23 protein-coding genes and 4 pseudogenes are annotated in these 21,725 nt (G+C 46.8%); 15 read left to right on the top strand and 12 right to left on the bottom strand.

The window, feature by feature from the left end; genetic code table 11:
• Nucleotide 1: 1 nt before the first annotated feature.
• From isdE to L9W92_RS15600, 5 genes are all read left to right on the top strand, one after another.
• Entirely contained in the window at nt 2-898 is an 897-nt protein-coding gene (gene isdE, locus L9W92_RS15620) for a heme ABC transporter substrate-binding protein IsdE (RefSeq protein ID WP_240084672.1), read from the top strand.
• Entirely contained in the window at nt 879-1,862 is a 984-nt protein-coding gene (locus L9W92_RS15615) for a FecCD family ABC transporter permease (RefSeq protein ID WP_240084671.1), read from the top strand. The genes isdE and L9W92_RS15615 overlap by 20 nt, the downstream gene beginning before the upstream one ends.
• Nucleotides 1,852-2,610, top strand: coding sequence for an ABC transporter ATP-binding protein (locus L9W92_RS15610; protein ID WP_240084670.1), 759 nt, complete (start codon nt 1,852-1,854; stop codon nt 2,608-2,610). Before L9W92_RS15615 ends, L9W92_RS15610 begins: the two co-directional genes overlap by 11 nt.
• A 69-nt stretch (nt 2,611-2,679) precedes the next feature.
• Nucleotides 2,680-3,180 carry a flavodoxin family protein gene (locus tag L9W92_RS15605; protein WP_240084669.1) on the top strand — a complete coding sequence of 167 codons (501 nt, stop codon included), beginning with the start codon at nt 2,680-2,682 and terminating at the stop codon, nt 3,178-3,180.
• A gap of 19 nt (nt 3,181-3,199) precedes the next feature.
• Nucleotides 3,200-4,411, top strand: a complete 1,212-nt coding sequence (locus L9W92_RS15600) for a coproporphyrinogen-III oxidase family protein (RefSeq protein WP_240084668.1) — start codon at nt 3,200-3,202, stop codon at nt 4,409-4,411.
• A 35-nt stretch (nt 4,412-4,446) separates the two neighbouring features.
• Here the strand turns inward: L9W92_RS15600 and L9W92_RS15595 are convergent.
• Nucleotides 4,447-4,785 (bottom strand): annotated as a pseudogene (locus tag L9W92_RS15595) (NEAT domain-containing protein); the annotation flags it as partial.
• Nucleotides 4,786-4,800: 15 nt separating this feature from the next.
• A pseudogene (locus L9W92_RS15590) lies at nt 4,801-5,160 on the bottom strand (metal-dependent transcriptional regulator); the annotation flags it as partial.
• A gap of 549 nt (nt 5,161-5,709) precedes the next feature.
• Here L9W92_RS15590 and L9W92_RS15585 point away from each other — a divergent pair.
• Nucleotides 5,710-5,853: pseudogene (locus tag L9W92_RS15585) on the top strand (DUF6803 family protein); the annotation flags it as partial.
• A 50-nt stretch (nt 5,854-5,903) separates the two neighbouring features.
• On the opposite strand, the gene L9W92_RS15580 reads toward L9W92_RS15585, so the two are convergent.
• Both L9W92_RS15580 and L9W92_RS15575 read right to left on the bottom strand, forming a co-directional pair.
• Complete coding sequence (locus L9W92_RS15580; protein ID WP_240084667.1) at nt 5,904-6,062, bottom strand: MetQ/NlpA family ABC transporter substrate-binding protein; 159 nt, start codon at nt 6,060-6,062, stop codon at nt 5,904-5,906.
• A 20-nt stretch (nt 6,063-6,082) separates the two neighbouring features.
• On the bottom strand, nt 6,083-7,081 hold the full coding sequence (locus L9W92_RS15575; protein ID WP_240084677.1) for an NADH:flavin oxidoreductase: 999 nt from the start codon (nt 7,079-7,081) through the stop codon (nt 6,083-6,085).
• Between the two features lie 296 nt (nt 7,082-7,377).
• Here L9W92_RS15575 and L9W92_RS15570 point away from each other — a divergent pair, with 296 nt between their 5' ends.
• From L9W92_RS15570 to L9W92_RS15555, 4 genes are all read left to right on the top strand, one after another.
• Nucleotides 7,378-7,671 (top strand): metal-sensitive transcriptional regulator, encoded by a 294-nt coding sequence (locus L9W92_RS15570; RefSeq protein ID WP_240084676.1) that lies wholly within the window; start codon nt 7,378-7,380, stop codon nt 7,669-7,671.
• A gap of 33 nt (nt 7,672-7,704) precedes the next feature.
• Nucleotides 7,705-10,236, top strand: coding sequence for a heavy metal translocating P-type ATPase (locus L9W92_RS15565; RefSeq protein ID WP_240084666.1), 2,532 nt, complete (start codon nt 7,705-7,707; stop codon nt 10,234-10,236).
• 38 nt (nt 10,237-10,274) lie between these two features.
• The gene (copZ, locus tag L9W92_RS15560; protein WP_240084665.1) at nt 10,275-10,487 is read left to right on the top strand and encodes a copper chaperone CopZ; all 213 of its coding nucleotides are present in this window, start codon (nt 10,275-10,277) and stop codon (nt 10,485-10,487) included.
• 138 nt (nt 10,488-10,625) lie between these two features.
• Nucleotides 10,626-10,916, top strand: a complete 291-nt coding sequence (locus tag L9W92_RS15555; protein ID WP_240084664.1) for a SoxR reducing system RseC family protein — start codon at nt 10,626-10,628, stop codon at nt 10,914-10,916.
• 121 nt (nt 10,917-11,037) lie between these two features.
• On the opposite strand, the gene tsaA is transcribed toward L9W92_RS15555, so the two are convergent.
• From tsaA to L9W92_RS15540, 3 genes and pseudogenes are all read right to left on the bottom strand, one after another.
• Complete coding sequence (tsaA, locus tag L9W92_RS15550) at nt 11,038-11,517, bottom strand: tRNA (N6-threonylcarbamoyladenosine(37)-N6)-methyltransferase TrmO (RefSeq protein WP_240084663.1); 480 nt, start codon at nt 11,515-11,517, stop codon at nt 11,038-11,040.
• A gap of 73 nt (nt 11,518-11,590) precedes the next feature.
• Nucleotides 11,591-11,748, bottom strand: a pseudogene (locus L9W92_RS15545) (NADH:flavin oxidoreductase); the annotation flags it as partial.
• 19 nt (nt 11,749-11,767) lie between these two features.
• Nucleotides 11,768-12,271, bottom strand: coding sequence for a nitroreductase family protein (locus L9W92_RS15540; RefSeq protein WP_240084661.1), 504 nt, complete (start codon nt 12,269-12,271; stop codon nt 11,768-11,770).
• A gap of 184 nt (nt 12,272-12,455) precedes the next feature.
• Between L9W92_RS15540 and L9W92_RS15535 the strand changes: the two genes are divergently transcribed.
• Nucleotides 12,456-12,791 (top strand): biotin synthase BioB, encoded by a 336-nt coding sequence (locus L9W92_RS15535; protein ID WP_376741820.1) that lies wholly within the window; start codon nt 12,456-12,458, stop codon nt 12,789-12,791.
• Nucleotides 12,792-12,817: 26 nt separating this feature from the next.
• Here the strand turns inward: L9W92_RS15535 and L9W92_RS15530 are convergent, their stop codons facing one another.
• Entirely contained in the window at nt 12,818-13,483 is a 666-nt protein-coding gene (locus L9W92_RS15530; protein ID WP_240084660.1) for a TIGR04100 family radical SAM protein, read from the bottom strand.
• Between the two features lie 209 nt (nt 13,484-13,692).
• Between L9W92_RS15530 and L9W92_RS15525 the strand changes: the two genes are divergently transcribed.
• Nucleotides 13,693-13,875, top strand: coding sequence for a hypothetical protein (locus tag L9W92_RS15525; protein ID WP_240084659.1), 183 nt, complete (start codon nt 13,693-13,695; stop codon nt 13,873-13,875).
• Here the strand turns inward: L9W92_RS15525 and L9W92_RS15520 are convergent.
• Nucleotides 13,872-15,578: a family 2A encapsulin nanocompartment cargo protein cysteine desulfurase gene (locus L9W92_RS15520; protein ID WP_240084658.1), complete on the bottom strand. Its 1,707-nt coding sequence runs from the start codon at nt 15,576-15,578 to the stop codon at nt 13,872-13,874. The two genes, L9W92_RS15525 and L9W92_RS15520, sit on opposite strands and share 4 nt — an antisense overlap.
• Complete coding sequence (locus L9W92_RS15515; RefSeq protein ID WP_240084657.1) at nt 15,565-16,509, bottom strand: family 2A encapsulin nanocompartment shell protein; 945 nt, start codon at nt 16,507-16,509, stop codon at nt 15,565-15,567. The genes L9W92_RS15520 and L9W92_RS15515 overlap by 14 nt, the downstream gene beginning before the upstream one ends.
• 190 nt (nt 16,510-16,699) lie before the next feature.
• On the opposite strand from L9W92_RS15515, the gene L9W92_RS19010 reads away from it, so the two are divergent.
• Entirely contained in the window at nt 16,700-16,822 is a 123-nt protein-coding gene (locus tag L9W92_RS19010; RefSeq protein ID WP_282442386.1) for a hypothetical protein, read from the top strand.
• 222 nt (nt 16,823-17,044) lie between these two features.
• Here L9W92_RS19010 and L9W92_RS15510 read toward each other — a convergent pair whose 3' ends face one another.
• The gene (locus tag L9W92_RS15510; protein ID WP_240084656.1) at nt 17,045-17,617 is read right to left on the bottom strand and encodes an HD domain-containing protein; all 573 of its coding nucleotides are present in this window, start codon (nt 17,615-17,617) and stop codon (nt 17,045-17,047) included.
• A gap of 110 nt (nt 17,618-17,727) precedes the next feature.
• Complete coding sequence (locus L9W92_RS15505; RefSeq protein ID WP_240084655.1) at nt 17,728-18,042, bottom strand: hypothetical protein; 315 nt, start codon at nt 18,040-18,042, stop codon at nt 17,728-17,730.
• A gap of 727 nt (nt 18,043-18,769) precedes the next feature.
• Between L9W92_RS15505 and L9W92_RS15500 the strand changes: the two genes are divergently transcribed.
• Both L9W92_RS15500 and L9W92_RS15495 read left to right on the top strand, forming a co-directional pair.
• Entirely contained in the window at nt 18,770-19,126 is a 357-nt protein-coding gene (locus L9W92_RS15500; RefSeq protein WP_240084654.1) for an ArsR/SmtB family transcription factor, read from the top strand.
• Between the two features lie 20 nt (nt 19,127-19,146).
• Complete coding sequence (locus tag L9W92_RS15495) at nt 19,147-21,525, top strand: heavy metal translocating P-type ATPase (RefSeq protein WP_240084653.1); 2,379 nt, start codon at nt 19,147-19,149, stop codon at nt 21,523-21,525.
• Nucleotides 21,526-21,725: the final 200 nt, after the last annotated feature.

The following is a 21,725-nucleotide window of genomic DNA, read 5'->3' as shown; positions in this document are numbered from 1 at the left end:
TATGCGAAAAATATTTGCTGTTTTGTTGTATATCGTGCTGATGATGGGTTTTACCGGCTGCACCACGCGGCCATCAGGGGAAAGCGCAAGCCAGGGGCAGCCCCGGATTGTCTGCACTTCGGCGGCTTTGTGTGAGGTGCTGGCTCAATTGGACCTGGATTTGGCGGGTGTTCCCGATACTTCCATGGAATTGCCGGAGCGTTACCGGGATGTGCCCAGGGTGGGCCTGCCCATGACGCCGGACTTGGAAATTATCAAGTCCCTGAAGACCACCGACGTGCTCAGTCCCAACTCCCTGCAGTATGATTTAAAGCCCAAATATGAGAGCATCAACGTGCCCTGCACCTTTGTCAACCTGATGAGTGTGGAGGGAATGTTTAAAAGCATTGAAGACCTGGGGAAAAAATACCAAAAAACCCGGGAAGCCGACACCTTGATTGCAGATTACCAGGCTTTTATGAACGGGTACAACGCCAAAATAGAGGGCCGAGAGAGCCCCCGGGTTTTGATTTTAATGGGCATACCGGGCGCCTACATGGTGGCCACGGAAAGATCCTACGTGGGCAATCTGGTCAAGCTGGCCGGCGGGAGCAACGTGTTTGAGGACGATGGGGCGCTGCTCAACATCAACACCGAGGTCATCGCTGAAACCGATCCAGATATCATTTTGCGGGCGGCCCACGGCCTGCCGGACGAGGTGCAAAAAATGTTCGCCAAGGAATTCGAGGAAAACGACATTTGGAAGCATTTCCGGGCGGTGCAAAATAAAAGGGTCTATGATTTGGATTTTAAGACGTTCAATATGAGCGCTTCTTTAGGGTACAAAGAAGGTTTAAACAAACTGTTTGAAATGTTTTACGGTCAGGGGAGCGCTTCTGATGAAGAAAACACTGACTAGCTTTGTGGTTTTATGGTTGCTGCTGGCCGGCTTGATTTTTGCCTCGGTCAATCTGGGCAGCATCCGGGTTTCCTTGCCCGAGTTGCTGAAGGGCCTGTTTGTGGCCTACAACGAGAATGTAGCGGTGGTCTTTGATTTGCGTTTCCCCAGGATTATCATTGCCGTGCTGTCCGGAGCGGCCCTGGCTGTTTCCGGGGTGCTGTTTCAGGCCGTGATGAAAAACCCCCTGGCCGATCCGGGCATTATCGGCATTTCAGCAGGAGCGAGCTTTGCCGCGGTTCTGGTCACCATGTTTTTTCCCGCGTGGTTTTTCTTTTCGCCCATATTTGCCTTTGGGGGCGGGGTGGTTGCTTGTTTCCTGGTCTACTCCCTGTCCTGGAAGTCGGGGCTGACCCCTTTGCGCATTATTTTGGTGGGTATCGCCGTCAATGCCGTCTTTTCCGGGCTGCTGGAGGCGGTCAATTATATGACGGGAGGCCGGCAAAGCGTGGTTGCGGCCATTGTCGGCGCCAATATTTCCATGAAAACCTGGGACGACGTGCACACCCTGGTGTGGTACGTGCTTGTTGGCTTGCTGGGGGCGCTGGCCGTCTCCGGCAGGTGCAACCTCCTCTCCCTGGAGGACAAAACCGTGCGAAACCTGGGCGTGAATGTACATGCCGTCCGGGTGCTGGTATCGGCCGTCGCCGTGCTGCTGGCCGGCATTGCCACAGCGGTGGCGGGGGTGATCAGTTTTGTGGGATTGATTGTACCCCATATTGCCCGGCTTCTGGTGGGATCAAACCACAGGACGTTGATCCCTTTCTCCATCCTGCTGGGTAGTTTTACCGTTTTGCTGGCCGATACGGCAGGCCGTGTCATCGCCGCCCCTTACGAAATCCCCGCGTCGATTGTTATGGCGGTTATTGGCGGCCCCTTCTTTATTTTCCTGCTGAGGAGGAGTGATAAAACCTATGGAAATTAAGGATTTATCCTTTCAATATGGCAAACAGACGGTTTTGCAGTCCATATCCGCCCGGATCAGAAAAGGCAAAATTACCACAATTATGGGTTCAAACGGCTGCGGTAAATCCACTCTGTTTTATCTGATGACGAAAAACCTCAAGCCTGTAAGCGGGGGGGTCTATCTAAACGGGAAAAATATTCAGGAGATCTGCTTAAAGGAGTTTGCCAAAAAAGTGGCCATTGTCCATCAATATAATTCCGCCCCCAATGATACCACGGTCAGAACCTTGGTTGCCTACGGGCGCACACCCTACTCCTCCTTTTACCGGCGCAGCGGCAGCGAGGATGAAGAGGCCATTGACTGGGCCATGCGTGTCACCAACATTTATGAATACAAAGACAAGCCGCTCTGCACCCTTTCCGGCGGCCAGCGGCAGCGGGTGTGGATTGCCATGGCGCTGGCCCAAAAGACGGAGATCCTGCTTTTGGATGAACCCACGACCTATTTGGATATCCGTTATCAGATTCAGATCCTGAGTTTAATCAAATCACTGAACAAGGATTTGGGTATGACCATTGTCATGGTGCTCCATGACATTAATCAAGCCATCTATTACAGCGATGAGGTGATTGGCTTGAAAGAAGGAAGGGTGATCGTCCAGGGGGAATTGAATGAGGCCATCAACAGCGCCACCTTGCAAGAAATTTTCGGCGTTAATTTAAAAGTGGTGGAAACGAAAGATTGCAAATACGTTTTAGCGGTTTAACAAGTGCGGGAATTTTTAATTGCAGCCATACAAAAAATCAGGCGGCGTTCAGCGCCGCTGAGGAGGTATATGATGAAAGTATTATTGACTTACAGCAGCAGGACGGGAAACACGGAAAAAGTGGCAAAGGCCATTCAAGAAGTGGTTCCGGCGGATACGGCTTTTAGTCAAATTAGCGGCGCGCCCCCACCCGAAGAATTTGATATGGTGGTGGTAGGGTTTTGGATTGATAAAGGGAAGCCTAACCAAGAAGCCCTGGACTACCTCTCTACGCTCAAAAATAAAAAAACAGCCTTTTTCTGCACGATGGGCGCGCATCCGGATTCCCCGCACGGGCAGAAATACATCAAGGAGGCGCGGACCCTCTTTCAGGAAAACCAGTTGGTCGGAGAGTTCGCCTGCCAGGGAAAAATTGATGAAAAATTAATAGAAACATTTAAAGCTTTTCCCCCGGGGCACCCCCATGCCCTTACGGAGGAAAGCATGAAACGCTTTGAAATCGCCAGCAATCATCCGGACGAGGCGGATTTGGACCGGGCCAGAGAAACCTTCCGGGAAATATTTCAATGATTTAGGATAGGAGAAATAAATGTTTGCACAAAGATTGAAGAGCCATCACGAGCTGTATGATGTTATGAAAAACCTGGCAATAGGCAGGATGGATGTAAACGAATATCTCAAAAGCCTTCCCGGAGTTCCCCGGGAAGGCGTAATCTACATCCATATTCCTTTCTGCCGGAAAATTTGTTCCTTTTGTAATATGATCAGAGTCAATGGCGCGCCTGATGACAATTATGCCAGGCTGCTTATCAAAGAAAGCGAGCGATATCAAGATCTGGATTATATCCGGCGCTTGACTTTTCAAGCGGTGTATTTTGGCGGCGGCACCCCTACCACCTTGAGCAGCCGGTCCATTAAAGAGATCGTAAGCGTCTTGAAAAAGAATTTCTGTTTGGCGGATGACGCGGAAATCACCTTTGAGTCCACTGTTACCGAGTTGACTGAGGATAAAATCAGCAGCATGCAGGAATGCGGCGTAAACAGGATCAGTGTAGGCATCCAGACCTTCAACGACCGGGGCAGGCAGCTGCTGGGGCGTTTGGGCAGCGGCCGGGAAGCCTATCAGAAGCTTTCGCAAATAAAAGCCCGGGGATTTGAGAATGTGAATATCGACATCATTTATCACTATCCCCGGCAGACCGGGGAAGAATTAGACCAAGATTTAAACAACGTTTTTTCCCTGGAACTGGCCGGTTTTTCTTTTTACTCGCTGATTACACAGCCGGGCGCCCAACTGAAAGGCTGTACGGATGATACGGACATGGCCTTGTTCGAGCGTATTTATACCAGAGCTATCGACCGGGGATTTTCCATGTTGGAACTAACCAAGCTGATCCGGCATGACCGCTACCGCTATATAACGGCAAGGTATCAAGGGGCGGATACCCTGGCGCTGGGTGCGGGAGCGGGGGGTAATCTTGCCGACATAACCTATATGAACCCAATAAGCCTCGGTAACTATCGGAATTATGTGGAAAACCAGCCCGACACAAAGCTGGTGGGCGTCGTCACAAAGCGCCAATACCAGACTGTTTCCAGGCTGACCGGCGCCATCCAGCAATGCAAAATTCCCCGTCATGAATATAAAGAAATGTTCGGCGCAGAGATCAGAAAGCTTGTGGAACAACTTCTGGCGGAAGGCTACGCGACAGAAAAAGATGATGCTTTCCATCTAACGAGAAAAGGTATTTATTGGGGCAACAATATTTGTGACGCCTTTTTGAGAAATTTGAAAATCTAATCTTTTGCCGGGGGTGTGGCATATGCACCCCCCCCTCATTTTTCCATCACTGTATCTATTTTAAAAACTAGTCTGAATCTTGGATGGATAGGACCCATTTTGCCGGGGACGTAAACCTTCATATAAATGGGGCTGTTCAAATCCACAACAGGCAGGGTCATGGTCAAAGTATCATTATTTTGATTAAATATTAGATCGACATCCATAAAATCAACGTTATTATAGCTATATTGAAGAGACTCGATGGACGATATAGGCATATGCTTTGTGCCGTGCATCATGATAGTGGCGTAAAAGCCGCCATTTGATACTGCAATGGAGGCCGGCCCGGTAAAAAATTGATTTGCCATCGAATAATTGGAGTCCGATTCTCGCAGTGCCGCAACGCGTTTTGTGAATTCCCGGATCTTGGCAAAGCTCTTTTGGCTAAGGATATGCTCAATGCGACAAGCGTCTTTGCTGGCTGTGGCTTCATCAATGTCCAGTGTCATCATCAGGTATTTCGTGATCAACTGATGGCGTTCATAGATCTCATTCGCCCTTTTGTTTCCTTCTTTAGTAAATGAAATTTTTCCATCCTGTTCCGTGAGGATGTAGCCTGCTTTTTTTAGGATGCTCATGGCACGGCTTACGCTAGGTTTTGAATAGTTCAATTCATTGGCTATATCAATTGAGCGGACATAACCGTTTCTGTTTTGCAAAACAAGAATGGTTTCTAAATAATTCTCACCCGATTCCTGAAGCTTCATAGGGCTACCCCCCAAAATCACCTGAAAAACCATGCTGTATTTACCAATATATATGCTATTTTAGCATATTTTTTTGTTTTAACTCAACTATCGCAGATGGAAAGTTGTAATCGATCTCTGCTCTAAGGTATTACTGCAACCATACCTAGAGGGTATATAGATGTCTGCCGCCCCATGATGAGGAATAACAAAGTGGTACATTCCAAAGCCGTGAGATTGAAAGGAATACATTTACTTGCTATGCTCCTGCATTTTCATTTATAGCCAGCAAGAGGAGCTGCTTTTGATCTTTCGTGCCTGTTTTGGTCAAAAAAAGTTGCAACGGCAAAATCTTTCGAAATCGGCCTATAAAAATGGACGTACCGCTAAAAGCGGCATAAAAAACACCGGCGGAAAAGATGCCTGCCTGCTCCGGTATAAGTGGCAGTGCCAGCCATTGTCCAATGTCAAGGGCTGACCCTGCTACCCCTCTGCTACCCCTGCTACCCCCTTAATGTGAATATACTGTGTTCCAATAAGTAGATTTAAAACTAAGAGGAGATGATACAAGTGTCTATGACCCATTACATGGAATTGCTGGCAACTAATCAGCCGTGGAACCTGATATTTTATATGGCTATACCGGTGATTCTTGCTGAGACGTTGGTTGCAACTGAATTTTTTGTAGTATATATGCAATACACAAAAAATCTGCTGCAGGATGTTATGTCCGGCAACAGATTTCTTTAGACAGAAAAACCGCTTTAGAAGGCAGGAATCACGCTGCCTTTGTAATTATCCTCCAGAAATTTCTTAACTTCAGGTGACTGCAAAGCCTGACCAAGCTTTTTGATGTCTTCTTTGTCTCTGTCCTCGGGCCTGACTGCCAAAACATTGGCGAAAGGCGAGTCTTTTGCTTCCATCTAAAGCTATCATCTAAGTTCTAAATACCGGCCAGGCTTTCAACAGCATGTCGCGCCCATTTTGAGTCTTTAAGCACTGCTCTGCCTACGCCGACGAGGTCAGCTTTCCCTTCAGCCAGCAGCTTCTCAGCAGCCAGTGCGTCTGTAATTCCGCCGGTGAGGAGCACTGGTATGGACACCACATGTTTTATAGCCTTAGCGAGCGGCGCGAAATAACCTTGCCCGTTAAGCCCCGGTACACTAAACCCCGAAAAACCTCCGGATATATCAAGAATGTCTACGCCGGCTTTTTCAAATTCCTTTGCTGCTGTCTGGCTGTCCTCAACAGTCGTTCCACCTGGGGTAAAATCTGAAACTCCCAATCTAATAAGGATGGGAAAGTCTTTACCTGCGGCAGCGCGTATTGCTTCTATAACTTCAAGGTGAATGCGGATGCGATTGTTTACCTCGCCGCCATATTCATCACTTCGCTTGTTGGTCAGGGGAGAGAAAAATTGGTTAAGAAGATAACCGTGCGCCGCATGGATTTCTACTCCATCAAATCCTGATCTTTTGACGCGACGGGCGGCATCTGCAAAAGATTTAACAATGTCGGCAATCTCCTGTCGCCTAAGCGCGCGAGGAATCCCACCTTTGCGAGGGTTACTTACTGCTGAAGGTCCGACCGTTTCTGTGCCAATTATTTCTTCAGCAGCGGCACTTCCGGCATGATTAATTTGCATGACGCCTTTGGAGCCGTTTCTGTGGATGACTTCCGCCAACTTCCTCAAACCTTCTATTGTACTGTCGTCCGCGACTGAAAGCTGATTTTCGCCGGCCTTGCCTTCAGATTTAATAAAACTGTGTTCAACAATTATTAGCGATATGTATCCACCCTGAGATTTTTCCGCATAGTGATCGAGTATTGCCTGGCTCACTTTTCCACCCGGTCCGGCTTTCGAGGTAGCCATGGGCGGCATGACCAAGCGGTTGGCCAATGTCAAAGGACCTGCCTGTAGCGGTTTAAGCAAAAGAACCAATAAAAACACCCTCTTTCTGCGGCATTGGGTTAATTAATACTCCCTGCATAATTGTATATCTTCCCTGGAGATGAAGTCTACCACAGACAATACTTTGGGGATATGCTTCTTGCTTCTGGCAGTAGAATCCAGTATGGTTTCAAAAGCTTTTTTCTCCATTTGACATTCTGTATAAAAAGGGGTTGACTTATAATATAGGGGGGTATAGTATAATATTATATTAAAGGTGGTGCTTTAAAGTGAACGACGATATTGAGCAAAGACCGGGCTCCTGTTGCCAAAACACAGGAGAAAGTATGGAAGAAGGAAGACTCAGAAGCTGGCGCGATGAAAAAACCGTGCAGGAACTTGCCAACCGCCTCAATCGTATTGAAGGTCAAGTGCGGGGAATCAAGCGGATGATCGAAAAAGGTGTTTACTGCGACGACGTATTAAACCAGATATCTTCTGTTCAGTCTGCATTAAACGGCGTAGCGAAATTGCTTTTGGAAAAGCATATGAGATTCTGCATTAAAGGGCAGCTCGCGGCCGGTGACGACATAGTTATTGATGAGTTGATGAATACTATTTATAGGATGCTCAACAAGTGACCGGGTTTCTTTAACAGAGTGAGGAGCGGAGAGATGATTAAAAAAGAATCATTCAAAATCGCCGGGATGTCTTGCGCCGCGTGCGCGGCTAGAATAGAAAAGAGTTTCAGAAAGCTGGAAGGCGTAGACCGGGCCAATGTTAATTTCGCCGTGGAAAAAGCCACGGTTGAATATGACGACAAGCTTGTCGATCCGCAGGAGTTTGAAACTCTCGCAGAAAAACTCGGCTATGAAGTGATCAGGGAAAAAGCGGCGGAAGAAAGCAAGGTCGACCTGATGATCAAGGGTATGACCTGTGCCGCTTGCGCCGCCAGGATTGAGAAAAAACTCGGCAAGCAGAAAGGAATTATCAAAGCCGCTGTTAACCTGGCCACGGAAAAAGCGTCGGTGGAGTTTGAGCCGGCAGAAATAAAAGTTTCAGACATGATTAAAGCGGTGCAGTCTTTAGGTTATGATGCCGAGAAAGCGGAGGATACGGCCAGAGACCGGGAAAAAGAACTCAGGGAAAAGGAAATACGAACCCTGCAGATTACCCTGGTCGTTTCCATATTGTTAAGTTCTCCCTTATTGCTGGCGATGGTACTAATGATCGCCCACTTGGAGACTTCCTGGCTGGCCATACTGCATAACCAGTATTTTCAGCTGGCCATTGCCACACCCATTCAGTTCATCATCGGGTTCAGGTTCTATAAGCACGCGTTTTATGCTTTAAGAGCCAAGAGCGCCAATATGGATGTATTGATTGCCATGGGTACGTCGGCGGCGTATTTTTATAGTCTATACAATGTTTTTTTCCAGACTGCGCCGGAAGGCATGATGAAAGACCTGTACTTTGAAGCGTCGGCAATACTGATCACCCTGATTCTTTTGGGAAAATATCTGGAAGCGGTGGCAAAAGGAAAAACCTCCGAGGCGATCAAGAAATTGATGGGCTTGCAGGCTAAAACCGCAAAAATAATCCGTGACGGCGTGGAACAGGATATTCCGATCGAAGAAGTTGAAATAGGAGATATCGTTATAGTCAGACCCGGTGAGAAAGTCCCTGTCGACGGAAAGATTACCGAAGGAAATTCGTCCGTTGACGAATCCATGCTTACCGGCGAGAGCCTGCCGGTCGAGAAAAGAACAGGAGACTTAGTGATCGGCGCGACAATAAATAAATATGGAACATTCAAGTTTGAAGCGACAAAAATAGGCAAGGATACGGCGCTTTCACAGATTATCAAAATGGTGGAGGACGCTCAAGGGTCAAAAGCGCCGATACAGAAAATCGCCGATCAGGTTTCAGGCGTTTTTGTACCCGCTGTTGTGGGGATTGCCGTCCTGACATTTGCGAGCTGGTACTTTAGCAGCGGTGACCTGACCAAGGCCGTGATCAGCGCGGTTGCTGTATTGGTGATTGCCTGTCCTTGCGCGTTAGGACTTGCCACACCCACAGCCATTATGGTGGGTACCGGCAAGGGTGCAGAAAACGGCATACTGATCAAAGGCGGAGAACACCTGGAAACGGCTTATAAACTGAATGCTGTCGTAATGGATAAGACGGGCACCATTACCAAAGGACAGCCGGAAGTGACAGATATTATCGCGTTGGGGCCGTTTGATAAAAACGAGCTGCTGAAAACGGCGGCCATAATAGAAAAAAATTCCGAACACCCGCTCGGAGCAGCCATTTTCGAAGAAGGCAGGAAGATGTTCGGCAACATACCAAACCCCGACAGGTTTGAGGCAATCCCGGGCAGAGGCGTTATGGCTGAGGTTGATGGAAAAATATTCCATATAGGAACCCGGAAACTGATGAAAGAGAAAGGTATAGATCTGGGGAACGTTGAGCCTGCCGTCGCAAGACTTGAGGATGAAGGTAAAACCGCCATGCTCATGTCAAAAGATAATGCCATCCAAGCTGTTATTGCCGTAGCTGATACCATAAAAGAAAACTCGCAAGAGGCCGTTGCGGATTTGCAGCGGATAGGTATTGAAGTCTATATGATTACAGGTGATAATCGGCGTACTGCGCATGCCATCGCCAGGCAGGCGGGGATCACGAACGTTTTGGCGGAAGTCCTGCCCGAAGACAAAGCAGAAGAGGTTGAAAAGCTGAAAGCGCAAGGGAAAGTGGTCGCCATGGTTGGGGATGGAATCAATGACGCGCCCGCGCTTGCCACCGCCGATATCGGCATGGCCATCGGCACGGGGACGGATGTGGCGATTGAAGCCGCGGATATCACTTTGATGCGGGGAGACTTAAGAGCGATAACGGCGGCCATACGTCTTTCCCGTAAAACGATGAATAAGATTAAGCAAAATATGTTTTGGGCGTTTTTCTATAATGTTATCGGCATACCTTTCGCGGCTTTGGGATTTTTGAATCCGATGATCGCCGGCGGCGCGATGGCGTTCAGCTCCGTATCGGTTGTGACAAACTCACTGAGCTTAAAGAGGTTTGATCCGAATAAAGGGTTTGGGGAGAGACCCAAAACTGCTAAAGAGGCAATTATAAAGAATGATTCAGTTGCACAGGCGCAAACGGATATAAATCATTTTGGAACGAGAGTTAAAGAATAGGACAAAATAAAATTATAATAATAAGGGGGTTAAGATTAATGTCAAAAGAATTAAAAACCTTAGATGTTGAGGGAATGTCTTGCAGCCACTGCGAGCACGCTGTGAAGAAGTCGGTGGGCGCTCTGACCGGAGTGGACAGCGTAGCCGTGGATTTAAAGGGCAAAAAGGTTACAGTAGAGTATGATGCTGAAAGGGTAAATCTTGATAAAATAAAAGAAACGATTGAAGATCAGGGCTATGAAGTGAAATAATTGACAATATAAGTCAGGCTCCTTAGATTGAAAACTCTTTTTAAGGGACATTCCTCAAGCCGAAAGGTGGCGCGACCGAGAGGTGTGTCCCTTTTACGCGCTATAATCTTATAACAACATTTATATAAAATGAGGCAAGTGAAAAAGGAAGCAGAAGGCATTATTATCGCTTTAGACGGCAAAATAGCGAAGGTAAGAGCGGGCAGGCACAGTGATTGTGACAGCTGCGGGGCATGCCCCGGAGATAAGGCCGCAGTCATGGATGTTTATAATCGCGTGGATGCCAAGGTGGGACAGCGGGTCATTATTGAGATACCTGAAGCCAATATGTTAAAAGCAGCCTTTGTTGTTTACCTGTTGCCTCTAATAACAATCTTTATGGGTTACTTGATTGGGGTATGGATTTCCGGCGTTGTTAACGGAGGTTAGCGCAAGTATCGCTGCTTTTATTTTGGCTCTTTTATATATCAAATATTTTGACAGGTCTATGGCGAAAACAAAAATGATGCCGGCCATTAGGAATGTTATGCCATACCTTATGGTATGATCACTATTTTGCGAATCTCCCGTCGTCTCTTGTAGTTGATAGTTTTTGAACATTTTTTTTAAACCAGCCGGTCTTGACCGCTTCTCTGACATCAAATTCAGCTACATAAGGCTTTATATCCAGAAGAGGAGTCCCGTTAACAATATCTACATCCAGGATATGGAGTTTGTTTCCTTCAACCTCAGAAAGACGCACTACCGAAAAACCAATTGAATTCGGCCTGCTTGGAGCGCGCGTGGCAAAGATTCCGTGCAGTTCGTTATCCAGGAACGGTTTCACTAATAAAGTAGACTCTTTTACCATATGAAGATAGTAAATCAGAATAAGGTGAGAAAATCCTTCAATATCCTGTAACCCTTCGACATATTCGGGATATAATTCAATGACGCCGGCAATGTCCCGCGCCGCTGTCGGTTGAATAGGTGTTCCCTTCGGTTCTTTAAACGGAGATTGAATGACGCCGATTGGCTTGAAATTAATCATAACTTCACCTCAATAATAATGCAGATCTGATTTACTTTGATGCAGTCGCTCTTATTCATCCGGGCCAACTTGTTCCACCCTGAGATTTTTCCGATAGTGATCGAGTATTGCCTGGTTTACTTTTCCATCTGGTCCGGCCTTCGAGGTAGCCATGGGCGGCATGACCAAGCGGTTAGCCAGGTTAGCCAGTGTCAAAGGACCTGCTTGCAACGGTTTGAGCAAAGAGCCAATAATAACACCTCTTTCGTTATCACTTATAAACAACAAGATCGTCTAGGGATTTTCTTATTTTTTTAATATTTGTATCCCGGGCATAACCTACAGGTGTGAATGCAATAGGTTCCAGAGTATCATCAAGAGCAAGAACATGTCTTGCAGCTTGTAGATTAAACGCGCCAATCCAGCACGTTCCAAGGCCCAGATCAGTAGCTGTCAGAATAATATGGTCCATTACGATAGCGGCATCTACGTCACTATAGTTCTTTTTATCACTACGCACCCAATTTTCCCCAGGTATTGCGCACACGCCAAGAATTAATGGAGCTTCGACAAACCAATCCCTGTTATATATTTTTTTCAATTCTTCCTTGCGTCCGTTGGTATCTGCCACGATAATTTTGAACGCCTGCCTGTTCGCGGCTGTGGGGGCCAACCTGGCAGCTTCCAGTATAATATGCAATTTTTCCTGTTCCACCTGATCAGGTTTATACGAACGCACACTATACCTTTTTTTGATAACATCTAGATATTCCATTGAACCAAACCTCCTTTTTTCAGAACCCTTGCAGTTCTCTCCATACAGACAGGATATCAGGAACAAATACATTCGATACAGGTTTCATACAATAATAGTTCCAAATTCATTGATTTGTAAACTTTATAATGAAAATTTATTTTTTGATTATTATTTTAATCCCATCCCTCCTATGCATGCGGTAATGATTACAGAAGCCCAAGGCAAATCCCTGGCCAAGGCGGGCGTTAGCAGATATGCCCATAACCTGGAGACAAGCCGGCGTTTTTTCCCCTCTATTTGCACCACGCACTCATCAGTACTAGAGGTGGTTAAAACCTTCGCTATTTTCCGCTTCATTCTTCCTGATACAATTATCCGTCCTGCCGGTGGCCGGGAAATCAACTTGCGGGATATGCAGGGATTTTTGATGCTTTCAGGAGCCAATGGTTTGATTATCGGCAACTATCTCACCTTCTCCGGTCGTGATGCCAAGGCTGATTTCCGCATGGCTGAGGATGCCGGACTATACCCGTTATAAATAAGTTACGTACGTAGATTCTCATATCAAGAAGATTGGTTTACAAAATGTCTGACTTTAAAATCCGCGCCGATGTTCTGTGCAATCTCCTCACATAATCGTATGTCATCCCTGGAGATGAAATCTACCACAGACAATACCACTTTAGGTATATGCTTCTTGCATTTGGCGGCAAAATCCAGTATGGCTTCAAAGGCTTTCTCCCCGTAAACGGATCGGCATATTGCCTGATATTCCTTTTTGGCCTTCGCATTCAAACTAATAGAAATAGAATCCACCCATCCTTCTAAATAAGGAGTGATATCCCTGCCACAAATCAGATTGGCCTGACCGTTAGTGTTGATGCGGATTGGCATATTATATTTTTCCTTCAATTTTTTACTTATTTCAATAATATCGTTGGTGCGCATCATAGGTTCCCCATAGCCACAAAATACAAACTCCTTATACTTGGAAATGTCTCGTCTTTGGATATCTTCAATAACCTCATCAATGGCAGGTTCCTTTTCAAGCCAAAGATTAGTTCCGCTACCAACACCGTCCTTAATATTTTTTACACAGAAATAACAATTATTGGTGCAACGGTTAGTTATATTAATATATAACGAATTGCCCACTTCATATGTGATGGTCATCGACATCATCATCCTTTCGAAAAAAATTAAATCTTTTATTTCTGAAATTGTCAACATTCCTGCTTGATATCATATCTCGCTAGTCCTTGAGAGAGATTATTTACCTGGCTTCCGGTTTCTAACATTAAATTCCAAACAGTTGGATCATTCGACGCAGTATCGAAGATCACTTAACATTGAAAAGTAGGCTTATCATAATTAACCTTGGCTTTTTAATTCAGTGGCCGGCATAAATTGTTAGTCAACTAGATAAAAATAATTAGGGTTTGAATTCCCGACTAGATAGTCTGACCAGGTTCCCGGAAACCCATGGCAACCTGCATGGTGAAAAAGTGGTGTTTGGCTTGATTGCCCAGTTGTTCCTGGAAGGCAAAACTAAAGAAAAAATAGAGCCTACGGTTAGCTTTCTGCATGATCTAAATCTGCCCTATTGTTGCAGCCATCCTTAATTACGGCTGCTTTTCAAATTCCAGAGCACCGAAACCAGCAAGTCTATTTCTGAGCGTGTGTTGTAAAACGCCAGTGAAGGCCTGACGGTGCTCTCTTGCCCGAACCTTCTTAAAACCGGCTGGGCGCAGTGATGGCCTGCCCGGACGGCTATTCCTTCTTGGCTCAGGGCATTGCTGACCTCTTCCGTGGTGAAGCCTTTCAGGACAAAGGACAGCACGCTTGTTTTTTCTTTGGCCGTGCCGATCAGCTTTAAACCGGGTATGCGCTTTAAAGCGTCCATGCCGTATTCCAGAAGAGCGTGCTCATACCTGTTGATATTTTCCATGCCCAGGGAATTCACATAATCTATGGCGGCGCCGAGCCCGACGGCGCCCGCGATATTTCCCGTTCCCGCCTCAAACCGGTTTGGCGGGACCTGGTAGACAGTTCTTTCAAAGGTTACATCAGCGATCATGTTTCCGCCGCCATGATAAGGGCGCATCGCGTGCAGAACTTCAGGCTTGGCGTATAAAACCCCGATCCCCGGCGGGCCGAAAACCTTGTGCCCGGAGAACACATAGAAGTCGCTGTCCAAAGCCTGAACATCCACTTTCAAATGAGAAACAGCCTGCGCTCCGTCGACTAAGACTTTCGCCCCGTATCGATGCGCCATCTGCACCATTTCCGCTACCGGAACAATGGTACCCAGCGCATTGGAAACATGCGTAACCGCGACTATTTTCGTTTTGGAGCCGAGCAACCTTTCATACTCATGCAAAAGAACCTGGCCGGTTTCGTCAACTGGAACAACGCAGAGTTTAGCTCCTGTTTCAGCACAGAGCATCTGCCAGGGAACAATGTTGGCGTGATGTTCAAGCCAGGTAATGACAATTTCGTCATCTTTCTGAAGATGGTATTTTCCAAAGCTCTGCGCGACCAAATTGATCGCTTCGGTTGTGCCGCGCACAAAAACAATTTCCGATGACGAAGGGGCGTTGAGAAACTTGCTTATAGTGTCTCTTGCCCCTTCGTAGGCATCCGTCGAGCGGGCGGCGAGGCTGTGCGCCCCTCTGTGCACGTTCGAGTTTTCATGTTCATAGAAATAGACCAGCCGGTCGATGACGCTTTTGGGTTTCTGGGTTGTCGCCGCGTTATCCAGCCAGACCAGATTTTTCCCGTTTACCTTTTCCGATAATATTGGGAAATCCCTGCGGACAGCGTTCACGTCAAAATGCTCATAAGAAAAATCCGTTAAAGGAACGATCACCGGTGCAATGCTTATACTGGGAGTCGGGTATTTATTCAGAGTTTCATTATTATTAACTATTGATCCGGTGGGATCAGGCGATGAAATTGATTCGGCATTTTCAAGAAAGGAAAGCTGTTGCCATTCATCTTGAATTGCCGCCTGATAGTATTTATTGAGCTCAGTTGTGGATGGAGACACGCTGATATCATCAATTTGCAGAGTGTCCGGGATTGCTTTTAAGAAATCCTCTTCCGAAAAAACATTCTTCGTTGCCGCCGGATTCGGCACGAATTCTTGAATAGAAGAACTCTTATTAGGAGCTTCCCGAGCGGAAAACTCGGGGAAATATTCGTTTGCCATGGCCTCCAGCACAGAAGGGTCCGGCAAAAGATTCCTGTGGGGAGCCAAAGAACCGGCTTGGAGTTTTTTAAGACCGGATCCGGGGATTGTATTGTTGCTATTAATTATATTCATAATAGTTTCCCACATCCACGTCTTCGAGCACCCCGACCGCGTCTTCCGTCAAAATGGCTAAAGAACAATATATCGAAAGAAGATATGATGCAATTCCGTTTTTATCTATCCCCATGAATTTTACCGATAAGCCCCTCGACTGTTCCCCCGGCACACCTGCCTGGAAGAGGCCGATAACACCCTGTTTCTTTTCACCGGTACGGACGAGGAGAATATTGGTTTTACCGGCTTGTCCCTTCGGTCTTTTCTGACCATCGACAAGCAGTTTGTCTGTAGGAATAATTGGAATGCCTCTCCATGTTAAAAACGGTGAGCCGAATAAATTAACTGCCACGGGCGGCACTCCGCGTCTGGTGCATTCACGGCCGAAAGCCGCGATAGCTCTTGGATGCGCGAGGAAAAATGAAGGCTCTTTCCATACTTTTGAAATAAGCTCATCCATATCGTCCGGAGTGGGAGGGCCGTTGCGCGTCTGAATTCTCTGGGAATCATACGCATTTTTTAATAGTCCGTAATCGTCGCTGTTGATCAGTTGGCTTTCCTGTCTTTCTCTTATGCTTTCCATAGCCAGGCGAAGCTGTTCTTTGATCTGGTCGTAAGGATAACTGTATATGTCGGATATGCGGGTATGCACATTGACTACCGTAGATATTGAGGTTAGTATGTATTCCCGAGGGTCTGACTCGTAATTGACAAAACCTTCCGGTATTCTTGCATCGTCTTGCTGACTGCAGAGAACATCAAGAGGAGTTTCTCCTTCTTTAACTTTGTTCAATCTGAAAATTCCTGCTTCCAGAGGCTTCCATTCCAATAACTTGGCTAACCATCTTGGCGTAATCGAATCGAATTGCGGCGCTGTTTTCGTTACCTTGGCAAGTTGATACGCCTCATGCGCGCCTAGCGCAGGGACTTTGTTTTCCTGCTCTTCCATAATAAACACCTCCTTTGTTTAAAGCACTTCCACTTTCCTTATATTGCAGGATTATACTTTCCTTCATTTAATAAACTTATACTATTTGTTTTTAAAACGCTTAAAAGAAAGGCCGTTATAAGCCATTTTAGAGGATCAATGGTCAACAGTCTTGTCAATTTTTATAATTTCTAGATTTCGCCACCGATACATGATGTACGAAAAAAAGGCCATGCGTGTTCCAGATCATAATTTGAAAGAGCGGCCGGTGATCCGGATGCGAGTGATAGAAGCCCAGCGAACGAATCTAACGGTAAGAATGGTTGGAAGCTGAAACACTTTAAAACGCTCTATTTTATTAAGCCCTTGAAAGGCAAGTTCTAAGAAGTGTCAAAAATGGAAAAATAAAAGGTTTCACCTAATTGCTTGTAGATATGTTAGTTTATCTAAAACAACAAACACAAGCGAGGCGAAACCCCAGTTATGTATGTTCTGGATGCAATATGTCTCATACAGCTGCCTCTTAAATGGGAATTTCTTTCTCCCTCCGGCTATTTTAAATACTTTGCTTCTGATATCCTAAAACCTGTAATGCTTCCCGGGCAAACAATTTCGCCGTCGGCGTAAAGAACCATTCTTCAATGCATTCGCTAAGCCATTTCCGGTGTTGGTTGCGCTTTATCCCAAAGCGTTCGGCGTCAATTTCAAAGCCGCGCGGGGAATAACGGAATAGTTTATCAGCGTCCTTAACAATTCGATCATTTTGAGAAACTGCTTCGAGCCTGGTATCGTGGCCATCAATAATAAGTAGAATTTCTTCCATTTTGCTTTCTTCGTAATTAAATTTTCCCAGGACCTCTCTAGCCATTCTTACTCCTTCCACTTCGTGTATACGTTGAAGTTCCCTGTCAAGCTGAGGTCCGAACGCTTTCAGTTGTAGTTCTTCCGGCACCTGCCACCAGCCTAGATCATGAAGAAGCACTGCCGGAATGACAACCTCGGGATCACCGGCTTCCTTTTCTAATAGTTTCAATGCAAAACTTAAAGATATTTCAACATGAATGTCATTTTTTCTGGTATTAAGAAAAGGTTTGACCAATTCATAAATTTTATTATAAATTTTTTCCATAATTGGTTCTACTCCCTTAAATTAGAATAATACATCACCATCAAAACCTTCTCCCCACCCTTCATAAATTACGGCTGTTTTTTAACTCAAAGCGTCTCTGCTCACTTATTTTATGCTGGCGCTGGTGTTTTGAGTATTACTCCGTCCACTTCGACAATCAACAAAGGAACAACACGGGTACCAGTGCTGTCTAAACCTGTTTCTCCATCCCATTTCTTGAGGTGTTCACCGACCACCTGGACATCCTGATGGATGGTCCCGTGGCTGATACTCACCCCCAAAGCGGTCTTTATGGTTTCTTTTGCCTTCCTGTAGCTCTGTCCGGCAGCAAGCATTACTGCTATTTCGCTCAACCGGGAGAGACATGGGCTCTTGATGGCATACCAGCAGCTCGTCCAGCAAAAAAGTATAAGCGTAAGCTCCACTTAAGGTACGCTTTTTGTAGTAGCGTCTTGGGTGGCTAAGCACTCCCAGTGTGGTTTCAAAGGTGCGTTCCCTTATTTCAAGCTACTTCCCAACCTTCTCGTTTTGCCGAGTTAAGTATGAGCCGATCAAGGAGTAAAGTACTCACTCTTTTCTCTTGCGACCAGTGGCTTTCTTTAATGTGGCCGGTGGCTGTCTGGAGTTGAAGAGCTGTATTCATGGAAGAAACCTCCTTTGTTTTTTGGCGGATTGCACTGGAAGTTTCTTTTTTATCTCCAGGGTGAAATTCCTTTTCAGTTTTGCCTGAAGATTATTGGTAATCGCTCATACTTATTTTACAGCTACAAATTCCAAATTGGCAACTTTTTAAAACGTTATCATGTATCGAGGCATCATCAAATCCAGGATCAATAAGTCCCACTTTTCTTGAGCAATCAGGTCCAAAGCGTCTTCCGTTCCCCGCCTCCTTGACATAAAAACCTTCTTTTTCAAGGTACATCCGCAATATCTCACGGATCTTCCGCTCATCGTCAACGATTTAGGATCTTTTTTAAATTCTTTATGTTAGAAATGTCTTCTAAGAGAAGAGCAACAAGCACCGTCCCCCTTGCCCCCCATCCTCGAAAAAAATATCTTGACTTATTCCATAGGAATAATTATCATATGATATATGAACAGATGATCATATGTGGCATAATCTAAAACCAATCGGTATAGGGGGAAACTTAAATGGCTATGGAACTGGACAGGTGTGGAATCACTTGTATACATGAAGAGGCGGTTGAAGAAGTGCAAAAGGCAATGTTGGGCGAGGATGTAGCCGGTTCACTGGCCGAATTGTTCAAGGCATTGGGAGATCCGACTAGAGTGAAGATCTTGTTTGCCTTAATGACCAGAGAACTATGTGTTTGCGATATTGCGCTGGTAATTGGCGTTTCTGAATCAGCGGTATCTCATCAGCTTAGGGTTCTCCGGACTATGCGTCTGATCAAGTTCCGGCGGGAAGGCAGAATTCTGTGGTATTCCCTGGCCGACAGCCACGTCCGGGGATTATTTGCGCAGGGCCTTGAGCATGTCACGGAATAGAGGATTAGGAGGCATTAATCATGGGAGAAACGGCTGAATTAAGCAATTCTGTTGTTTCCAGCCGAATAGCTGTGACGGGGATTGATTGCCCGGACTGCGCGGCCAGGGTTGAGAAGGCCGTAAAACGGATGCCCGGCGTGGCTGCGGCCAGCATAGCATTCCCTTTGGGAAAGCTTAATGTTGAGTATGACTCAACGCAGACTGGGATTCAACAGGTCTTAGAAAAAGTTAAAGCGTTGGGTTGTGAAGCTAAGGAAGAAGCAGGAACCGGGGCTGCATGTGGCAGCAAAACCACAACTATTCGCATTGGCGGAATGGACTGCGCCGACTGCGCGGCCAAATTGGAAAAACGTATTGCCAAGGTGCCGGGGGTAGCGCAGGCACAAGTCAATTTTGGGGCTTCGAAGATGATCGTTGTTCATCAGGGGCCTCTTCCTGAAATTTTGACCACGATAGAGAAGATGGGATACTTCGGTAGAATTGATGAGGGCCATGACAAGCAGCCGGAACCGGTTTCATTCTGGAAGACCAATCAATATGCCATCCCGACTGTTATTTCATTTGTAATGCTAATCTTTGGCGTCATTAGCGAGAGACTTGACGCGCCCCTTATGTTTACTAATACCTTGTTTCTTGCCGGGATTATCCTGGGCGGCTTCCTGATGGCAAAAAACGGCATCTCCGTACTTATAAACGCGCGTGAGCTTGACATGAACGTGTTAATGACTATTGCCGTAGTTGGCGCTGCCGCAATAGGTGAATTTGAGGAAGCCGCGTCCGTTGTTTTCCTGTTTTCGTTGGGAAACGCCCTGCAGGGCTACACCCTTGATAAGACCAGAAACTCGATCCGGGGCTTAATGGAACTGACACCCAACGAAGCTTTGGTTAGCCGCAACGGGGTGGAAGTGACCCTGCCCGTCGAGGAAATTGGCATAGATGATGTCATCATCTGCCGGCCGGGGGAGAGAATCCCCATGGACGGTAAAGTAGTACAAGGTTTTTCCTCGGTCAACCAGTCTCCTATTACCGGTGAGTCGTTGCCGGTGGAAAAAAGCATTGGAGACGAAGTCTATGCCGGTACCATTAACGAACGTGGCTCCCTGGAGATTATGGTTACCAAACTGGCCAAGGATAATACCATTTCCAGGATCATCGACATGGTAGAAGAGGCCCAGGGCCAGCGTGCCCCGTCGCAGCAGTTCGTAGACAAGTTTGCCAAATACTACACGCCTTTGGTCGTAATGGGTGCTGCATTGGTCGCCGTTGTTCCGCCGCTGGCTTTCGGACAGCCGTTTTATAAATGGTTTTATCAGGCTATGGCCATGCTGCTGGTGGCTTGCCCCTGCGCCCTGGTGATATCTACTCCGGTGTCCATCGTCTCGGCCATAGGGAGCGCCGCCAGGCGCGGTGTTCTGATCAAGGGCGGGATCTACCTGGAGGAAGCCGGAGCCTTGTCGGTTGTGGCTTTTGACAAGACTGGCACATTGACGGTGGGAAAGCCGCGAGTTACGGATGTCTTTACGGTAAATGACTGTTCAGAACAAGAAATAATCGCTATTGCGGCGGCTATTGAATCTCGCTCCGAGCATCCGCTGGGAGAGGCAATTCTCGATTACGCCCGGGAAAAGGGAATAAAAGTTCCCCAGGTTGCCAACTTTGAAGCAATTCCCGGCAAGGGCGCGAAAGGTGATGTTGAAGGCAGATACTATCAGATCGGCAACCCAAGGCTGCTCGCTGAAAAAGGGCTTGGCCCCGACAAGATTGCGGATATTGTTGCCGGACTCCAGAGCGAAGGCAAAACCGCAATGCTCCTTGGAGACATGGAGAAAATTATTGGCGTGATAGCCGTGGCCGACGTCCTGAGAGATAATACCAAACAAGCCGTCGAAAGTCTAAAGAAAGCCGGCATCCAGAAGGCGGTTATGCTCACCGGTGACAATTCGCGCACTGCCCAAGCTATAGCAACTAAGGCGGGGATAGATGAATTCCAGGCCGATCTGCTGCCGGAGGAGAAGGTGTCCAGGATGAAGGACCTTTTGGCGCAGTACGGCAAGGTAGCTATGGTGGGAGACGGGGTAAACGACGCTCCGGCCATGGCCATATCTACCGTAGGAATAGCCATGGGGACGGCCGGCTCAGACGCTGCCTTGGAGACCGCGGATATCGCCTTGATGGCAGACGATTTGACGAAGCTATCCTACGCCATGAGGCTAAGCCGTAAGACACTCAGGATAATTAAGCAAAACATCGCTTTTGCCCTGCTGGTGAAAGGATTGATTCTCTTAATGGTCATTCCGGGCTGGCTGACTTTGTGGCTGGCCGTGGCGGGCGACATGGGGAGTTCGCTGCTGGTTACTTTGAACGGGATGAGGCTGCTTAAAGTAAAGCATCAAGCTTAATTCAGGATAACAAGGGGTTAGCATTTGCCGGGGGGGAGTCGGGGGTAGTACTTGCTGTTTTAACAAATTGGATATTAAATAGGCTCTCGGCATTAGATGGGAGGAATCATTAAATCTGGAATAAAGCAACTGGAAATTCTGGCATGCCAGGCTAAAAAGACTGTCCTTTTCACGACATTCCTAAAAATGGGCATGGCAAA

This window comes from Pelotomaculum terephthalicicum JT, assembly GCF_022410535.1.
GTDB classification, from domain to species: Bacteria; Bacillota; Desulfotomaculia; order Desulfotomaculales; family Pelotomaculaceae; genus Pelotomaculum_D; species Pelotomaculum_D terephthalicicum.
This window is presented reverse-complemented; position numbering and strand designations above follow the sequence as displayed.